The organism is Vagococcus luciliae, from assembly GCF_024637875.1.
Lineage (GTDB): Bacteria > Bacillota > Bacilli > Lactobacillales > Vagococcaceae > Vagococcus > Vagococcus luciliae.
The window spans coordinates 243,318-261,124 of record NZ_CP102451.1 but is presented as its reverse complement, the minus strand read 5'-3'; the positions used below and the strand labels follow the sequence as shown (position 1 = coordinate 261,124).

Here is a 17,807-nt window from a genome sequence, read left to right as displayed (position 1 = left end):
CTAATAAATGTTTAGGAGGACGAGTATATGAATATAATTAAATTAAATAATGGAGTCGAAATGCCACAACTTGGGTTTGGTGTTTATCAAATACCATTAGAAGAAACAGCTGAGGCTGTGTATCAAGCCATAAAAGTTGGATATAGGTTAATTGATACTGCTGCTATTTATGGAAATGAAAAAGAAACAGGGCAAGGGGTTAAACGAGCGATTGAAGAAGGTATCGTTACTCGTAAGGAACTATTTATCACATCAAAATTGTTTATTTTACAAACACCGGAAGAAAAAGCAATGAAGACCATAGAGCATTCACTTTCCATAATGGGTTTAGATTATTTAGATTTATATCTTATTCATCAACCATATGGAGATGTTTATGGAGCTTGGAGAGCCTTAATGACTGCCCAAAAAGAAGGAAAATTGAGAGCGATTGGCATATCAAATTTTAAATCATCTAAAATGATTGAGTTTGTTGGGTTAAATGAAGTAAAACCTCAAATCAATCAAATAGAGGTCAATCCTTGGAATCAACGGATAGAAGATCAGGAATGGCATGAAAAATATGATGTTCAAATAGAAGCATGGGCACCATTTTCGGAAGGGCGACATGAATTATTCCAAAATCAAGAATTAGCAGAAATTGGGAAAAAGTATAATAAGACGGTGGGACAAGTGGTATTGCGGTGGTTAATGCAAAGAAATATCATTGCTTTAGCAAAATCTGTTCGTCCTGAACGCATGGCAGAAAATTTTAATATTTTTGATTTTGAATTGTCAGAAGAGGACATGAAAAAGATTGCTCAACTAGATAAAAAAGAATCAGCTTTTTTTGACCACGATGATCCTCAACAAGTTGAATGGTTTATGAAACGAATGTTAGATACAGAAAAAAGTAATATATAAGATTGATAAATTGATATAAATTAAGTTTCAAATATATATTATAACAATGAGTCCAACAACTATTTAGGTTGTTGGGCTTTTTTGTGTACACAAAAATAGAAGGAGGAAAAGAGATGTTTGATAGAGAGAATCAGTATTACGTGACAAAAGGCGTTCAAGAAGCGGTATCGTATCAACTTCAATACTTTTGTTGGCAATTGATCTTACAACAGGCAAAAGATAATGAACCAACAATGGATTACCTACAAATCATTGAATTCAATGTGGATACTGAACATGAGCTATTAACGATTGTTCATCGCCAAGAAAACCCCGAGGTTAAACAGATATATCATCTTCACTTGTTTGAAGAATACCGCTCACTTAGCGTAAACAAAATATGGGCGATTGATGATGGACAAGCACAAACCATGTTACTACCAGAGGAATATTAAGGAGAGAATAAGATGAAAGTAGAAACGCATACAATAAAAAATGAGGTCTTTTTAAGTGATGATCACAACCACCGGTACTTATTACAACGAACATGGGGAGCTGATAATCAAGCGATTGTTGTCGTGATTACCTTGAAGCCAGCTTCAGTGGGTGGGGTAGAAAATGACCTGATAACGATGTTGATTTAAAATCATGTGGTTGAGATGGGATATCAAGGATATTTAGTCGCGAACTTTGCCTCAGGGATTGATTCCACAAAGAAACTATCTGAAACTTTATTGGAAAAAATAAAACTATAAGGATAGAAAAAATGATTACATTACAAATAAACGTGTATCAATTATGAACTTATCATTGATGAAATCAAGAATTAATAAATATAACAGATGAATGAGGTGCTTATATTTAACAATTAAAAGAAGTAATTGTTCTTATTGGTGCTATTGATTTTCTTGTTGATATTCAAAAAGAGTTCATAGAGAGTAAGTCAACTGAATATGCCTAGTTCTGTTTTATTATGTGTATTGAATCTTTATTTAACATTATTTGGACCATCAGTATCCTATTTATTTCGATTGTGAGTCAAGATTAGTTATAAAATTAGTACAATTATTAGTGAAGTATATGGTAAAATAATTTTATTATTTTTAATAAAAAAGTATAAATTAAATTATTAGGAGGAGACAAATGATTTATCGTGTTTTATGGGTATTGCTTTGTTGTATGGGGTTATTTTTATCTGGATGTACAAATAAAGAACAGGATGCTATAAATTCAACTATAGAGTCAACAAGCGCAGTGACAAAAGAGATAAAGACAACAAACTCTGCAGAGAACAAACAAGCATCAATTGTGGGAAAAAATTTTCAGGGGAAAATGGGAAAACATACTCTATCTTTTACGTTTCTTAAGGGAAATAAATACAAAGAAGTTAGTGACTATAGTGTGGTTGGAGAAAAAAGTGTAACGTATACTGAAGGAGAATATATTATTCACAATGATGAAATTATTTTAAGACCATCTACTAATAAAACCTATACTGTGTTGCCAACTAATCCTTCAAAGTATTTAGCACTAGATGAAAATAGTACTAAATCAGATTTTGAAAGATTATATTTAGAAGATGACGGATCAATCTTATTAACATATGGGTTAAAAAAAGATGAGGTTAAAAATAAATCAGTTAGTGATGATACATATGGTATATTATCAGAGGATAAAACAGCGGTTAAAACGTTTGATGAAGCAAAAAAAGAGATGCATCTTACCAAAGATACTAGAGCTTTGTTTAAAACAGTAGATGCCTTTGGAGAATGGGTGTTAGCTCATATGTATCAATCAAAAGCAAATGGGTATTCATACCGTGTGCTATCAGATGAAAAAACAAATGGCGATTATCGTTACAGTGTTAATATTTATGTACCAGGTTATGAAAAAGCCCCTGGCACAACAATCGCGATTGACTATGATGGCAATATGTATAATGATATGCCAAGAAATGGTCAACCTAGAAATTTAAGTCGTGATACAAATTGGGATCAAATACTAGACACAGATATTGCGGCGGGGGAAGTAGTTAAAACCTCAGCCAATAAAGGAAAAGAAAAGTTACAAGAGATGGTAGGTAAGTGGGGAGTTGTACCAGGAGATAGTTTCTTCACGATCATTTCAGATAGTGAAGTGGAGATCTTTAGAGGACCAGGTGAACCAATCGAGAAAAAACAGGTGGAAGAGGTAACACTTGATGGCGATATGCTTACTATTGTTTTGGTGGATAAAACAATGACGTTAGAATTAATTGATGATCAAACGATGAAAATGGGAGAAACAACGTATAAAAAAATCGAGTAGGAATTGACATATCAATTACGGTAATATTCTATTAAGTAATCTACCTATATAATAAGATTATAGGTAGATTATTTTTTTATTAGAGTACAAAGAGAAAGGTTACATAACGGTAGTATCAAGTGAACAGTAAATAAAAATATGAGATATGTTAAAATCTAAAAAGAGGATGGGACAATATAACGGAACATCAAAATTATATATTTGGTATTTTATTTATGAATAGCTATCTGAAAAGCAACTTAAAGCTTAAAAAGACCGCATTTACTTATGGTACAGATAACCTTATCATAAATGGTGCGTTTTTTTGTTTAAAGAATCATCAGTTGCTATAAATAAATTTAGGAAAAATTTGTAAAGTATAAATTTACATGGATACATCGAGGGTTTCTGCTTCATTATGTCATAAATATTTGGAAACCTTCAGAAATTAAAGATGATATTCCAATCACAGCGTGGATTTATGGAGAGAGTTTTGAATCTGGAGGTATCGGTAAAAAAGGTACTGGGATTGAATTAACATATGATGCTCAAAAATTATGTGAAGATACATAGTGTATCATTATCACAATTAATTATAGGTTGAATGTATTCGGCTTTTTAGATTTTACATCCTTTAGTGATAATTTTGATAGTAATATTGGACTTAAAGATGTTATCTGCGGATTAGAATGGGTTAAAGAAAATATTTATGAATTTGGAGGTAACGCTGATAATGTTACTTTATTTGGGCAATCTGCTGGAGCTATGTTAATTGCTTGTTTAAATAAAGTTTCTTCTGCTCAGCATCTTTCTCATAAAATGATTATAGAAAGTGCATGTATAGAATCACTATTTACTCAACAAGAGACCACAGCAATCTCTCAAAAGTATTTAGATTTATTAGGAGAGTATCAGTTGATCAGGTAGATGATTTATTGGACTTTTCCACTGATAGATTATTAGCAGTTAATCACAAATTAGAAGAGTTTGTTAGAGAAAAAATATTAGGAATCATGACATTCGCCCCAGTAATTGATGGTATATTCTTAACAGAATCTGTTTATAAAGGATATTTTTTTGCAAAAAACTTATGATGATTGGTAGTACAAAAAATGAAGCAAGGATTTTTACAAGATTTACCCCAAATGTGTCGGAAGAGACAGGTAAGAAATTTTTTCCATATATGACTCCACAAGAGTGTCAACACATAATTTATCATTATCCCAATTTTCCAAACTTTTTGGAAAATAGTAAATTATTAACAGATATCATGTCATATAATTGATGTACCTATTCAATTTGATATGGGGATGTATTTATATTTTGGAAATATACTAAAAGCTAAAAGATTAGACCATTATATGCGTCAATATATTGGTAACTTTGCTAAAACAGGGAATCCAAATGGTAAGAATCTTTTTTGGAAAAAATATTCGGTGGGAAATCCCAATGTTTTAATAGTTGATAAAAAGCTAACTTTGGAAAGTGATCCAGATAAAAAGGTTAAATTAATATATAAAGATATACATAGTTTTTGTCATGACGATAAAATATGTTCTTTATTTTAGTAACTTTGTATGGATAGTTTTACTGACTATGATGAGGTAGCTATTAATCTATTTTTTTAAGTATAGGTATTTTGTCTTTTTTGTTCTATTTTAGTGTATAATTAATTACATATTTATCAAAAAAATATAGAACTATATTAATAATAAAAGATACATGAGGTTATCCGAAATGAAAAAGAAAAAACGTGTGAGGATATCTAAAACAAAGAATAAAAAATATAAGAAACTAAGTAAATCTTGGAAACTATTTATTGTTTCATTTTTTCTAATAATTAGTTTAGCCAGTGCCTATTTATTTTTCAAAGCATATCATTATATTAATGATATACCTGAGGCACAAAATATCACTCAAGAAGAGATCTATCTTCTAACTAAGATTGAAAAAACAGATACTAGACTAATAAGAGCTTTAAAAAATAATGCATTTGAGTCCTGGTTATATGAAGCAAATGATGAAAAAGTTAAACAACTATCTAAAAATGAAGCATTATTATTAGAAGTAATGAAGGGAAAAACAGCTATTTCAGATATTGATGCTACTATGGTGAATCTAAAGAAACATATCGACATTATAGAAGATGAAGATATTGAAGAATTATATATTATGTACTATAAAAGTGTCCTACCGAGACAGTATGATAAATTAAGGGATATTTTTCAAGAAGCAACTGTTACAGATGCTGAAGAGATGAGTAAAGATGCACAAGAATTACTAGATTTATTGAACAAAATATATAATCAAGAGGGGATGCTAACAGTCACAAGTGAGCAAAGCTTTAAAAAATCTGTTAGTTTATTAGATGAAATAAATGACAATATAATTGAAGCGAATAACATTAAAAATCAAGTTTATTCTTATCGTAATCTTGTAGAAGCTATACCCGCACCGAATACTAAATTTGGAATGGAACTAAGTGAATATATTGATTCAGCAAATAATTATCTGCAGTCAAAAACTATGGAAGAGGAGTTTAAGAGAAAATATAGTGAACTTCAATCTAATTTGGAAACTAACGAGAAACTAATTAAAAAATCAGTCGATATGCCAGATTTAGTTGGTATGACTGTTAGAGAAGCTAAGAAAGAAATGAACCAATTAAACTTAAATTTAAGTATACAAGGTTATACCAACACGACATATAAAAATGGAGAAACAGTCCCTGATGATATCCGTGATATGGAAAGTTGGGATAGGGATGAAAAAGATAAAATTTTAAAACAAGAACCTTCATCTCAAACCTATAAATTTATTGTTAAAGGGTCTACCATCCAAGTAGTGGTTGAGAATCAACCTATTGCTAAAAAAGCATTCTCTTCAGAATCGAGTAGCTCGTCTACTTCATCTTCTACCTCTACTTCTATCTCTTCGACAACTAGTGAAACTACCTCACCTAGTACAGAGGAGACAACAGAATCAAGTGATTAATCATGTTGTTATTCTATAAAAAGCATGATTAATAAATAGGAAAAGGAGGTCTACAATGTCTCAAAAAAAAGTTTCTAAGAAACGTTCAAAGTTTCTTAATCGTCGCCATTTAGTAGTAATCATTCTATGCATGGTAGCCATGCTTATGATATTATCTATGTCGATAGGAACTTATATTATTAGCAAACGATACAGTCCTTATAGCTCTTTACTTGAAATTCAAAACATTGATGATAAGATTACACAATCTTTCATTATTTTAGATAAAAATGATGAACCATTAGATAAAAATAATGTCGTCGTTAAATTTGATCCAGTTCAATACAATCCAACTTGGAATGTTAATCAATTATATTTAGATACACTACTAGCAGTAGAAGATGCTTCTTTTTATACTAGAAAAACAAATGGCTTTTCTATCAAAGACACGATGGGGGCCGTAGTTTCTCAAGTTAGAAAGAAATTAGGGAAAAAAGTTGTTTCTAGAGGTGGCTCAACCATTGAGCAACAATTAGTTAAAATCATGGTTTTTGGCTCAAATAATAAAAATTCATTGTCAGATAAGATTATTCAATTAATTGATGCTAGAAAATTATCATTAAAATATAATCGTGATGAGATTTTAAAAGCCTATTTAAATGAATTACGTTTAACTCCTAATACTGTAGGGGTTAGAGCAGCATCAATTGAGCTATTTGGTAATGATATGTCTAATATAGATAAAAATGATCCAAAACAAGTCGCTCAGATGGCTTATATGGCTGGTTTAGGTCAATCTCCTTCAGTCTATGTTCAAGATTTTGAAAAAAGTGGCAAGGAGCGGACTCTTACTGTTCTATCTATTATGAAAGATAAAGAACTCATTAGTAAAAAAATATATGAGCAAACGGTAGACGTAGTTCAAAGTGAAAATGAAGAGTTTACATTGAAAAGATACAAGCAACAAGGTACACCGAAAGAATATCAATCTTATGTTTCAAAAGTTAAAGATGAACTAAGCGGATTAAATTTACCGCAAAATACAACGATTACAGTCAAAACTTATGCAGATAGTAATCAATTAAAAGAATTACACAATATAGTAGAGGGAACCTATCCTAAAGATGACCGATTACCTAATGGCTATATTGAGCATAAAGAAAGTTTGACTGCTCTTTCAGTGGTAGATACGAAAACAGGACACATCCTTGGTCTTGCAACTAATTCAGATAACCCAGTCATTCCATATACTGCAACACGTTCATCAGGATCTACGATTAAACCTTTACTGGATTATGCTCCAGCTGTTGAGTATGCTGGACTGACACCAAATACGATGCAAAATGGGAGTTCTTTCACAGTGGGCGATTGGAAAGTTAATAACTATGGCAATCAAAATTTTGGTAGGGTGAGTGCTTCTTTTGCTTTAGGCTTATCACTTAATACGGCTGCAGTAGAAGCATTTCAAATGACAAATGACCAACAAAAAAACAGCATGATGGAACCTTTTGGTTTGGCATCTTATAACCCAAAAGGTTCAACTTACACAGCAGAGCAAGCAATTAATTATCCAACGAATGTTTTAGCATTGTCATCTGCATTTAGCGTTTTTGGAAATGACGGCGTTCGAGTTGAGCCTACAACTATTGAAAGTATTGAAACGGACTCTGTCAAAATAAAACTTTCTGATGTTGAAAGCGAGCGAACGATGAGTTCAAGCACGACAAAAACTATGGTGAGCATGCTAAAAGAAGTGACTGGAGAGAACGGATCAGAGCCGTATGCTGGACCTAAATATACAGGTTTTAGTCAAGATACTTATGTGATGAAGTCAGGTTCAAGTAATTTTGAGAGTTCTGTACCCAATAGCCAAACTAAATCTCCAGATTCGCTTCTGGTGATGGCATCACCAGAGCTCTCAATTGCTACGTGGCTAGGAAGTCCAACCTATGTTGATGCGACTTATGCACCAACGACTTATCCACATGAGACAGCAAATCAAGGAAGAGTATATTTAATGAATAGTGCTTTTAAAGTCATGATGAATGGTAGAGAAGCTAAATCATTTGAATTTGGAAATGAAGTTTTCACAAGTAACCAACAATCTAATCCACTTATTAATAAACTAGATACTTTATCTGATACTGATTTAGATAAATTAAAGATACAAAATAAGAAAATTGATGAAAAGGATATAGAAAAATATCATTCACTTGAAGAAGATTATTTAAAAACAAAAGAAATATTAGATCAAACGTATCAAGATTAGGGAAATATAAATTTTACGTGATGATGATAAAAACTATCTCTGTTGATTTCTATTACATGAATTCAGCGGGGGTATTTTTTTATGTTTATATTACTTTTAATATATTGTGTTTATGAACTTTTTTGCCATTTACCAAAGCTATCATCATGAAACTATCTATGTGATTAGGTACCTATCCTTAAAATGATAATAATTTGCTTAAACCAACAGATTTTAGTATGATTCTATAAATAATTGTAAAAAATACAAGCATGGCTGAATAAGAGAGGGGAGATAGTTTGTTAACGAGAGAAAAAATCAAACAATTACCAAAAATAGAATTGCATTGTCATTTAGATGGTTCGATTTCAATGGAAACTTTAAAAAAACTAGCAATTAAAGAAGAAATTCCATTAAAGGAATTAGAGAAGGTCGTAGCACCTAAAAAATGTCTGGATTTGAGAGAATACTTGGAGAGCTTTGATAGTGTGTTGGCATTACTTCAAAATGAAGAAAACCTAGAAATAGCGGCTTATGATTTAGTTAAACAAGTTGGAGAGGAAAATGTTCGTTACATAGAGATTCGGTTTGCTCCACTACTTCATCAGCGAAATAACTTAAGTGTTGAGCAGATTATTCAAGCTGTGATGAAAGGGATAGATAAGGCTCAGGAGGAAGTTGATGTACAAGTTAACTTGTTAATATCTGCTATGAGGCACCATCAAACAACAAAGAATATGGAGCTTATAGATAGTATTAAACAGGTAAAAGATAAATCAGTTGTTGGGTTTGATTTTGCGGGGGATGAGAAAGCTGTATCAAATAGACAAATTAAGGATGTTGTTTCTATTGCGAAGCAATCAAAGTTGAATATAACTTTACACTCAGGAGAATGTGGTTGTATTCAACATGTGATTGAAGCCATCGAAATGGGAGCAACAAGGATTGGTCATGGTGTGGCTATTAAAGATAGTGTTGAAGCAATGGAATATTGTGCTAATCAACATATCTTATTGGAATTATGTCCTACTAGTAATATTCAAACTAATGCTATAGAAACATGGGAAGAGTATCCTTTTAGATTATTTTTAGATCATCATATTTTATGTTCTATAAATACTGATAATCGTACAGTCTCTAATACGGATTTGACTAATGAGTTTTTTTTATTAGCAACCTATTTTGATCTCACATTAGTTGAGATGAAACAATTGAATTTAAATGCTGTAGAAGCATCTTTTTCAAGTGTAGAAGTAAAAGAAAAGTTAAAAAATATGATACATAGAGAGTATATATATTAATGAGTTTATTTTTGTTTTATGTATTATAAATAAAAAATAAACAGAACATTAACACGATTATGTTTTATTTGTTGCTATTTTTTAAAAAATCATTATATACTTAATTAAGATATGGATAGTATGTTAATTAAAAGGAGATTGTCAGTTGGATAATACAAAAAAAGCAATGATGGATCTAATCAAAGCATGTGTTTGGTTTGCATTATGTACTGTGGTGATATTTGTTATTTTTTATTATCTACCAATGAATTATTATAAATTGAAGCCTGCCTATTTTTCTATGGAGGAAGTATTGGATAATAAAGTAAACATAAAGGAGATTAACAAAGTAGAAGTTGAAAAAGATTTGATAAAACCATATGTGTATCATTTTAATATTTATATCAATAAGCAATCGAAGCCTTATATCGTTGAAGCCACTTCTATACCTTATCAATCTGGGAAATCTTCCAAATATGATAAGGATTTTAATTTTTTATTGAATATGGCAGACAAAGATAATTGGTCAAAACAAGGAGCTAAAAATTTACAGAATCATTTTGATGCACGAAAATACTCTACTTTAAAGGATGCATATAAAAATTTACCCAAATGGTTGCTCATACTTATTATGTTGTTTGGTTTGAGCCTTTTATTTTATCTATTGCTTATTTTATTTAGATAACCATTTTGTTCAAAAAGTGATAGAAACTATGATATTTAAATAAAAAAGTCAGATAAATCAACCATTGATTTATCTGACTTTTTTTTATAAATTACTAACTTTTTCTTATTTTGGATAATTTAGTATAAAATTTAAACATTTAAATAGAAATAGATGTCTTTTTTATATTCTTGAGGAGTTCTTTGATATACTTTAGTGTCAAGTCCGCCTATAACAAAAACACATTTTAGATAGAATAGACAAGCTGATAGATTATTATCCTGCCATTGAGTATAAATACCTTTATCACCTTGATTTAATGCCAATGATAATCCTTTTTTTATTAGTTGTGTCGCAATTCCTTGTTGACGATAGTTCGAATTAACTTTTAAATCATACAAATACATGTATTTAAAGAATCCTTTTTTAAAAATAGCCAATCCAATACATTGATTTTTATCATATGCTCCAATAAAAAAATGTTCTTTTTTTAATTCATCATAGGAATACTGTTCACCGGGAAAACAGAGAGTTCCTTTTTTATTTTCTTCAAATAGTTCAGTCGTATAATCCAACGATTCATTATTATAAGAAGGAATCAGTCACCCATAAATAGGAAAGGGTTCATTTTTGAGATTTATATCATCTTGGTGTATTTCACTTATTAATCGAATGATGAGTGACATGATGTGTTCTCCTTTTACTGGGTATATAAGTCATTATTTTTGAAATAAAATGTTAAAAGGACTATTAGATGTGAATACTGATTGTCTTTTTAATCTATTTATTTAAGTATGTCATAGGAATAATGGTTTTTTTAATAGTTTGACATTTTAATAAGTGATGAAAGTTTAAGGATTAATAAAATACCAAATAATCTTTCTTTTTTAGGTTAGTTTAAGTTTTTAACGCTAAAATGTGTCTTAAATTAAATAACTATAATCTATTAAGGAGGAACTTATAATGAAATCTATAAAAAAATGGTTGTATATTGGATTATCATGTTTCATTATTATTGGGACAATTTTCTTTACCCAAATCAATTTAACTGCTAAGGATGATTCGTCTGAATCAATTAAAAGTATTGTCACAAGTGCTATATCAACTTCTACTAAAGACAGTCAAACTGAAACAAATGAGGTTGATTTAGATAATGGAGACGAAGACATTGATTGGGATAGTCTACCAACTAAAAAAATAACCTTAAATAATGAAACTCTTAATATAACTGAAGCTGGTACATATGAGTTAACAGGTTCATCAACAGCCGGAGTTCATATTAATACAGAGGAAAATGTTCGCCTTATTTTAAACGGTGTTACAATTAAAAGTAATGACGGAGAAGCTATTTACGTAGAGCAAGCTAAAAATACAGTTATTGAATTATCTGAGGGTAGTAATAACACATTAGAAGATTCGGCAACACGAAGTGATGAGAGTATTGATGGTACAATTTATTCAAAAGATGACTTAATTTTTACTGGAACTGGAACCCTAAATGTTGTGTCAAATTTTGCTGACGGTATTGTATCGAAAGATGACTTGAAATTTATTTCTGGTAACTACATTGTGAAAAGCGAAGATGATGGTATCAGAGGAAAAGACTCAGTTTATATTGTTGATGGCACCTTTACTATTGATGCTGCTGCAGATGGTATTAAATCAACTAATGATACTGATGAAACAAAAGGATTTGTTTATATTGCAGGTGGTAGTATCACAGTCAATAGCGGAGATGATGCTATACATGCAGAGGAAAAAATGGTGATAGATGATGGTACTATTGACATTCAAAGTGGTGTAGAAGGATTAGAGGCAACCTTGATGTCAATTAATGGTGGTAATATCACAATAAAAGCGTCTGACGACGGTATTAACGCTGTAGCTTCTAATTTTTCAGATCCTATCATAGCCATCAATGATGGAACAATTGATATCACGATGGAAGAAGGCGATACGGACGCGATTGATTCAAATGGAGACATAATTGTAAATGGTGGTAACATAACAATTTCTGGAAATTCTTCCTTTGATTATGATGGAAATGCTACTTATAATGGTGGGACAATTATTATAAATGGTGAAGAAGTTAATAAGATTCCTGAGAATATGATGGGAGGAGGTGCAAGAATGGGAGGTAGCAGACACTAATTATTTTAACCATTAGCCGAATAATAAAATAAAAGTAATGAAAAAATCGATTATCCAATACGATAATCGATTTTTTATTTCTTTTATGTTTGTTTTGAAACATAAAAAATATATTAAAAAAAATAATCTCTTTTAGATTTAAATTTTTGTTTGTTTTTGAATTAAGATGTAAAATAAGTCTTATAATTAGGAGAGGTGGAATGAATGATGGGAAAAGTAAAAGCATCTGATATCATGATGGAAGTTATGGAATCTTGGAATATAGAGCGTGTATATGGTTTACCAGGCGATTCGGTGGATACAACAGTTGATGCCCTTCGAAAAAAGAAGGATGAAATAGAATTTATTCAAGTTAGACATGAGGAAGTAGCTTCTTTAGCGGCGGCCAGTGAAGCAAAGTTGACAGGTAATATTGGCGTTTGTCTATCAATTGGTGGACCTGGTGCTATTCATCTTTTAAATGGTTTATATGACGCTAAAATGGATCATGTCCCAGTATTAGCTATTGTAGGACAAGTAAGTTCCTCTTTAGTTAATTCAAATTTCTTTCAAGAAGTAGATACAACAGAGATGTTCCAAGATGTTGCTGTTTTTAATAAGATGGTACAATCAGCAGATTCTCTACCTCGCCTATTAGATGAAGGAATTCGTACAGCTATTAATCAACGTGGTGTTGCAGTGTTAACAATACCAGATGATTTACCAGCTAAAATGATTCCAAATACATATAAAAATGTTACTGGGAAAGAAAATATTTTTAGAACACCAGCCATTGAAAAGCAAGACATTGAAAAAGTTATTCAATTACTTCAAGAAGCTAAGCATCCAATCGTCCTATCCGGAGTTGGTGCAAAAAATAGTGGTAAAGAATTAAAGGCTTTTATTGAAAAAAATCATTTACCAATTATTCAAACAATGCCAAGTAAAGGTACTATAGCTGATAATCATCCAAATTCTTTAGGAAATGTTGGTAAATTAGGAACAAAACCAGCGTATGAAGCGATGAAAGAGGCAGATTTAATCTTATTACTTGGAACGAACTATCCTTACGTGGATTATTTACCTAACAAAGGGTGTCGTGGTATTCAGGTAGATATTAATCCAGATGTGATGGGTACTAGATTCCCATTAGATATAGCAATAGAAGCTGACGTGAAAGATTTTTTAGAGGCTATCTTGTCATATGGTGAGGTATACAAAAATGATCGCTTTTTATTAGCTTGTCAACAAACTATGAGTCATTGGAATAATTGGATGGAAGAAGAAAGAAGTAGAAAAGGAGAATTTATTCATCCTGCGTTTCTTATGGATTCAATTGAAAAAATAGCCAAAAAAGATACCATTTTCTCAATTGATGTTGGGACATCTACCTCATGGGGAGCAAGATTCCTAAGGGTACAACCAACTCAATCTTACCTTATTTCAGCTTGGTTAGGAACGATGGGGTGTGCTTTACCAGGGGCATTGGCTGCTAAATTAAATTATCCAGAGAGACAAACTATTTCAATCGCAGGAGATGGGGCATTTTCTATGGTGATGCAAGATTTTGTAACAGCAGTAAAATATAAGTTGCCCTTTGTTCAATTTGTCTTAAATAATCAAAAACTTGCTTTTATTGAATATGAGCAACAATCAGCTGGTCAACTTAATTATGAGATTGATTTACATGATATAGACTATGCCAAGGTAGCTGAAGCATGTGGAGGGGTAGGGTATACTGTTCGTACGCCTGAAGAATTAGAAAAGTTACTACCTACTTTAAAAGAAGTGACTATTCCAACTTTAGTCAATGTTTATGTAGCAGATGATGCACCATTACCAGGAAAAATTGTTTGGGATGAAGCAAAAGGGTATGGAAAATTTTCTGTTGAATCGATTGTTCAAGAGCATAAAATGCCAACATTACCGCCATTAAAAGAGATTATACGTCAATTTTTTTAATAAATGGCAATAAAAAAACTACTCATTATCATAATGAGTAGTTTTTATTTGCTTTAAGTTGTTACTTTTCTAACTCACTAGCAGAAGAAATAATATTTGTCACAATACCATAATCTTTCGCTTCATTAACTGACATCCAAAAGTTTCGGTCAGTATCTTCTGCAACTTTTTCATAGGTTTGACCAGTTGCATCTGCAATTAAACGATTAATTCTTTCACGCATTTTTACAATTTCACGTGCTTCGATTTGAATTTCAGTACTTTGTCCTTGAACACCACCAGCTGGTTGATGAATCATAAATCGAGTATTTGGAAGAGAGTAGCGATTTTCTTTTTTTGCTGCTAAGAAAATTGTAATCCCAGCACTAGCTACCCAACCAGTTCCTACAATTTTTACTTCCGGTTTAACAAATTTAATCATATCATGAATGGTATCGCCAGCTTCAACGTGGCCACCTTGACTGTTGATATAAATAGTGATTGGTTCATCATTTAGTGATGAAAGTAATAGTAATTGACTGCTAACTTCTTTTGCTAAATCTTGATCGATTCCTCCATAAATTAAAATAGTTCGTGTTTCAATCATTTTTTGAGTTAACATGGTATTTGTGTCCATCTGTGTTTTATCTGACATAAAATAAAATCCCCTTTCAAGTCGTTATCTAGTAATAGTTTAGCATAAATACTTAAAATATACGCGTTATTAGCGTTTAGTTTTACGACCTAGACCAACTGCATTTTTCATTTTGCGTAATGTTTTATTAGCTACTTTTGCAGCTTCAACTGCTCCATCATCTAAAATGGTTTGCAATTCATCAGAGTTTAATAGTTCTCTATAACGAGCTTGAATAGGTTCGAGTGTTGAAACCACAACTTCCGCTAAGTCATTTTTAAATTCAGCATATCCAGCGTCAGCGTATTTTTTAACAAGTTCATCAATTGTAAAATCAGAAAAAGAAGAATAAATCACTAAAAGATTTGAAACACCAGGTTTATTTTCCACGTCGTATTCGATTTTTCCGCTCGAGTCAGTGACAGCTGAACGGATTTTTTTACGAATAATATTGGGCTCATCTAACATTGAGATAAATCCTTTACTATTACTATCTGATTTACTCATTTTTTTAGAAGGATCTTGCAAGCTCATGACACGTCCACCAGCATTTTTGTCTGGAATTTTCACTTCAGGTAGGACAAGGAGTGGCTGATTTACATTTTCTGCGTACCGAGAATTAAAGCGTTCAACAAAATCTCTTGTTAATTCTAAATGTTGTTTTTGATCTTCTCCTACTGGTACTAAATTAGTATTATAAAGAATAATATCAGCAACCATTAGTGGTGGATAAGTGAGTAAACCAGCACTAACAGAAGTTGCACCAACTTTTTGTGATTTATCCTTAAATTGTGTCATACGTTCCAATTCACCAAGAGATGTGTTACACTGTACAATCCATGCTGCTTCTGCATGTGCTGAAACTTCAGATTGGATAAAAACAGTTGCTTTTTCTGGATCAATGCCCACAGCAAGATATAAAGAGGCTAGTTGTAAAATTTGTTTTCTTAGTTTTAAACGATCTTGTGGCACAGTAATCGCATGTTCATCTACGATACAAAAGAAACAATGGTAGTCGTTTTGTAGTTGGACGAATTGCTTCATCGCACCAATATAGTTTCCAATGGTCGGAATACCACTTGGTTGAATACCTGAAAAAATAGTTTTCATAAAATAATCATGCCTCCGTAAAATTTTTTAGTCATAAGTGTATTATACTAGAAAGTAAGAATAAATAGGGAATAAAAAGAAAGGAAATTTTATTTAAACGGTTACCTTGTTATGAAAAGATATAAAAGTAGTTTGAAACACATCAAAAGGATGATATAAAGTGTTTTTTAATACGCTCGATTTTATAAAAAGGTATTTCGATATTCTAAAAAAATATTAAGTTTAGTCATATAATGTAAAAAAAACCTAGTAATCATAGGTTTTTTATAGTACAATTTACACATACTAGATTTTAGTTAAATAAAATTTTTTCTACTTATTACTTGTGAAAGGAAGTGACAGATATGTTAAAATTATACACTTCACCCAGCTGTACATCTTGTCGAAAAGCGCGTGCTTGGCTACAAGAAAATCAAATAGACTTTGTTGAACGCAACATTTTTTCTGAGCCATTGACACAAGATGAACTAAAGGAAATATTACGAATGACAGAAGATGGAACCGAAGAAATTATATCAACGCGTTCGAAAGTATTTCAAAAGTTAGATGTTGATTTAGACGAGTTATCACTTCCAGAGTTATTAGAATTAGTTCAACAAAATCCTGGATTGTTACGTCGCCCAATTATGATTGATGAAAAACGACTTCAAGTAGGCTTTAATGAAGACGAGATTCGTCGTTTCTTACCAAGGGATGTTCGAGCGATTGAATTAAAACAAGCACAATTGATGGCAGGTATTTAACAGATCATTTTGTACAATATAATTAAATAGCGAAACTGGTTATAAGAAGATGGATTTGACTTATGTTCAAATGTATCTTTTTTTTCTTAAAAATTCTTAATTTTCGTAGGGAAAACGGACGAAATAAAGGTGATTTTCTTTACTTTTTGCTAATATACTATACAATGTAACTATATAAATAATTTTGAAAAGGGGTGTAGCCGTATGGAAATGGAACGAATTAATGAGAACACAATTCGAGTATCAATTGGAAATGATGATCTTGCAGAACGTGGAATTACTTTTTTAGATTTGTTAGGTAACCAAAAACAAATTGAGACTTTCTTCTATAGCATTTTAGAAGAAGTGGATGTGGATGAACAGTTCCAAGGGACCGACGCTGTAACGTTCCAAGTGCTACCCAATCATGATGGACTTGAATTGTTTATCAGTAAAAATGCGTCAATAGATGAAACGACTGATTTTAGTGGATTAGATAATGGACAAGCAGATGGTTTTGTTGATTACCTCAAAAATCAAATGAATTCTCCTGAAGCTAAAAGTTCTGTTGAAGAACCAACAGATAGTGAAGACTTGAATTATTTAGAGGATAGTATGTTAGGTGCAACTTACGAAACAGTTTTTAAAGCAAACGACTTTGAGGACATTGTGGAGCTAGCTAAAAATATTCAGTTGTTAAATGTGTTATCATCGCTTTATTTTTATAATAACACTTATTATTTACAGTTAACTTTCTTACTTGAAGATACTTCTGAGAATCAAGCAAAAAATGATGTCTCAAAAATATATGAATTTATGCAGTTAACTAACATTACAAAAGACGTACTGGATGAGTATGGTGAATTAATTATTGACCGTAATGCATTAAGTATTTTGAAGCACTATTTTAAGTAAAGAATGTTTTCGGACATTCTTT

Annotated in this window: 16 protein-coding genes and 1 pseudogene; 14 read left to right on the top strand and 3 right to left on the bottom strand. The window is 31.4% G+C overall.

Features of this window, described 5'->3' with window-relative positions:
• Nucleotides 1-27 precede the first annotated feature (27 nt).
• The 10 genes from G314FT_RS01430 (at nucleotide 28) to G314FT_RS01385 (ending at nucleotide 10,354) form a co-directional block, all read left to right on the top strand.
• Entirely contained in the window at nucleotides 28-903 is an 876-nt protein-coding gene (locus tag G314FT_RS01430; RefSeq protein WP_257701777.1) for an aldo/keto reductase, read from the top strand.
• Nucleotides 904-1,016: 113 nt separating this feature from the next.
• Nucleotides 1,017-1,337 (top strand): DUF960 family protein, encoded by a 321-nt coding sequence (locus G314FT_RS01425; RefSeq protein ID WP_257701776.1) that lies wholly within the window; start codon nucleotides 1,017-1,019, stop codon nucleotides 1,335-1,337.
• A 12-nt stretch (nucleotides 1,338-1,349) separates the two neighbouring features.
• Nucleotides 1,350-1,526 carry a DUF1643 domain-containing protein gene (locus tag G314FT_RS01420; RefSeq protein WP_257701775.1) on the top strand — a complete coding sequence of 59 codons (177 nt, stop codon included), beginning with the start codon at nucleotides 1,350-1,352 and terminating at the stop codon, nucleotides 1,524-1,526.
• 499 nt (nucleotides 1,527-2,025) lie between these two features.
• Nucleotides 2,026-3,189, top strand: a complete 1,164-nt coding sequence (locus G314FT_RS01415; RefSeq protein ID WP_257701774.1) for a hypothetical protein — start codon at nucleotides 2,026-2,028, stop codon at nucleotides 3,187-3,189.
• Between the two features lie 579 nt (nucleotides 3,190-3,768).
• Nucleotides 3,769-4,095 carry a carboxylesterase family protein gene (locus G314FT_RS01410; protein WP_257701773.1) on the top strand — a complete coding sequence of 109 codons (327 nt, stop codon included), beginning with the start codon at nucleotides 3,769-3,771 and terminating at the stop codon, nucleotides 4,093-4,095.
• Between the two features lie 8 nt (nucleotides 4,096-4,103).
• Nucleotides 4,104-4,262 carry a hypothetical protein gene (locus G314FT_RS01405; protein ID WP_257701772.1) on the top strand — a complete coding sequence of 53 codons (159 nt, stop codon included), beginning with the start codon at nucleotides 4,104-4,106 and terminating at the stop codon, nucleotides 4,260-4,262.
• 643 nt (nucleotides 4,263-4,905) lie between these two features.
• Nucleotides 4,906-6,162, top strand: a complete 1,257-nt coding sequence (locus G314FT_RS01400; protein ID WP_257701771.1) for a PASTA domain-containing protein — start codon at nucleotides 4,906-4,908, stop codon at nucleotides 6,160-6,162.
• A gap of 55 nt (nucleotides 6,163-6,217) precedes the next feature.
• Nucleotides 6,218-8,410 (top strand): transglycosylase domain-containing protein, encoded by a 2,193-nt coding sequence (locus G314FT_RS01395; protein ID WP_257701770.1) that lies wholly within the window; start codon nucleotides 6,218-6,220, stop codon nucleotides 8,408-8,410.
• A 278-nt stretch (nucleotides 8,411-8,688) separates the two neighbouring features.
• Nucleotides 8,689-9,690: an adenosine deaminase gene (gene add / locus G314FT_RS01390; protein WP_257701769.1), complete on the top strand. Its 1,002-nt coding sequence runs from the start codon at nucleotides 8,689-8,691 to the stop codon at nucleotides 9,688-9,690.
• Nucleotides 9,691-9,835: 145 nt separating this feature from the next.
• Entirely contained in the window at nucleotides 9,836-10,354 is a 519-nt protein-coding gene (locus tag G314FT_RS01385) for a hypothetical protein (RefSeq protein ID WP_257701768.1), read from the top strand.
• Nucleotides 10,355-10,485: 131 nt separating this feature from the next.
• Here the strand turns inward: G314FT_RS01385 and G314FT_RS01380 are convergent.
• Nucleotides 10,486-11,019, bottom strand: a pseudogene (locus G314FT_RS01380) (GNAT family N-acetyltransferase).
• Between the two features lie 277 nt (nucleotides 11,020-11,296).
• Between G314FT_RS01380 and G314FT_RS01375 the strand changes: the two are divergent.
• Both G314FT_RS01375 and G314FT_RS01370 read left to right on the top strand, forming a co-directional pair.
• Nucleotides 11,297-12,484, top strand: a complete 1,188-nt coding sequence (locus G314FT_RS01375; protein WP_257701767.1) for a carbohydrate-binding domain-containing protein — start codon at nucleotides 11,297-11,299, stop codon at nucleotides 12,482-12,484.
• Nucleotides 12,485-12,691: 207 nt separating this feature from the next.
• Nucleotides 12,692-14,425 carry a pyruvate oxidase gene (locus G314FT_RS01370; RefSeq protein ID WP_257701766.1) on the top strand — a complete coding sequence of 578 codons (1,734 nt, stop codon included), beginning with the start codon at nucleotides 12,692-12,694 and terminating at the stop codon, nucleotides 14,423-14,425.
• A gap of 61 nt (nucleotides 14,426-14,486) precedes the next feature.
• On the opposite strand, the gene G314FT_RS01365 is transcribed toward G314FT_RS01370, so the two are convergent.
• Both G314FT_RS01365 and trpS read right to left on the bottom strand, forming a co-directional pair.
• Entirely contained in the window at nucleotides 14,487-15,059 is a 573-nt protein-coding gene (locus G314FT_RS01365; protein ID WP_257701765.1) for an ATP-dependent Clp protease proteolytic subunit, read from the bottom strand.
• A 69-nt stretch (nucleotides 15,060-15,128) separates the two neighbouring features.
• Entirely contained in the window at nucleotides 15,129-16,148 is a 1,020-nt protein-coding gene (trpS, locus tag G314FT_RS01360) for a tryptophan--tRNA ligase (RefSeq protein ID WP_257701764.1), read from the bottom strand.
• Nucleotides 16,149-16,492: 344 nt separating this feature from the next.
• On the opposite strand from trpS, the gene spxA reads away from it, so the two are divergent.
• A complete protein-coding gene (spxA, locus tag G314FT_RS01355; RefSeq protein WP_257701763.1) occupies nucleotides 16,493-16,891 on the top strand; it encodes a transcriptional regulator SpxA in 399 nt (132 codons plus the stop codon).
• 204 nt (nucleotides 16,892-17,095) lie between these two features.
• Nucleotides 17,096-17,785, top strand: coding sequence for an adaptor protein MecA (locus tag G314FT_RS01350; RefSeq protein WP_257701762.1), 690 nt, complete (start codon nucleotides 17,096-17,098; stop codon nucleotides 17,783-17,785).
• The last annotated feature ends 22 nt before the right edge of the window (nucleotides 17,786-17,807 follow it).

What these genes read in the sequence shown, in the direction of transcription:
- G314FT_RS01370 (WP_257701766.1), top strand. Translation starts at nt 12,692, where the DNA reads ATGGGAAAAGTAAAAGCATCTGATATCATGATGGAAGTTATGGAATCT.
- G314FT_RS01430 (WP_257701777.1), top strand. Translation starts at nt 28, where the DNA reads ATGAATATAATTAAATTAAATAATGGAGTCGAAATGCCACAACTTGGG.
- G314FT_RS01400 (WP_257701771.1), top strand. Translation starts at nt 4,906, where the DNA reads ATGAAAAAGAAAAAACGTGTGAGGATATCTAAAACAAAGAATAAAAAA.
- spxA (WP_257701763.1), top strand. Translation starts at nt 16,493, where the DNA reads ATGTTAAAATTATACACTTCACCCAGCTGTACATCTTGTCGAAAAGCG.
- G314FT_RS01415 (WP_257701774.1), top strand. Translation starts at nt 2,026, where the DNA reads ATGATTTATCGTGTTTTATGGGTATTGCTTTGTTGTATGGGGTTATTT.
- G314FT_RS01365 (WP_257701765.1), bottom strand. Translation starts at nt 15,059, where the DNA reads ATGTCAGATAAAACACAGATGGACACAAATACCATGTTAACTCAAAAA.
- G314FT_RS01420 (WP_257701775.1), top strand. Translation starts at nt 1,350, where the DNA reads ATGAAAGTAGAAACGCATACAATAAAAAATGAGGTCTTTTTAAGTGAT.
- G314FT_RS01425 (WP_257701776.1), top strand. Translation starts at nt 1,017, where the DNA reads ATGTTTGATAGAGAGAATCAGTATTACGTGACAAAAGGCGTTCAAGAA.
- G314FT_RS01395 (WP_257701770.1), top strand. Translation starts at nt 6,218, where the DNA reads ATGTCTCAAAAAAAAGTTTCTAAGAAACGTTCAAAGTTTCTTAATCGT.
- trpS (WP_257701764.1), bottom strand. Translation starts at nt 16,148, where the DNA reads ATGAAAACTATTTTTTCAGGTATTCAACCAAGTGGTATTCCGACCATT.
- G314FT_RS01350 (WP_257701762.1), top strand. Translation starts at nt 17,096, where the DNA reads ATGGAAATGGAACGAATTAATGAGAACACAATTCGAGTATCAATTGGA.
- G314FT_RS01375 (WP_257701767.1), top strand. Translation starts at nt 11,297, where the DNA reads ATGAAATCTATAAAAAAATGGTTGTATATTGGATTATCATGTTTCATT.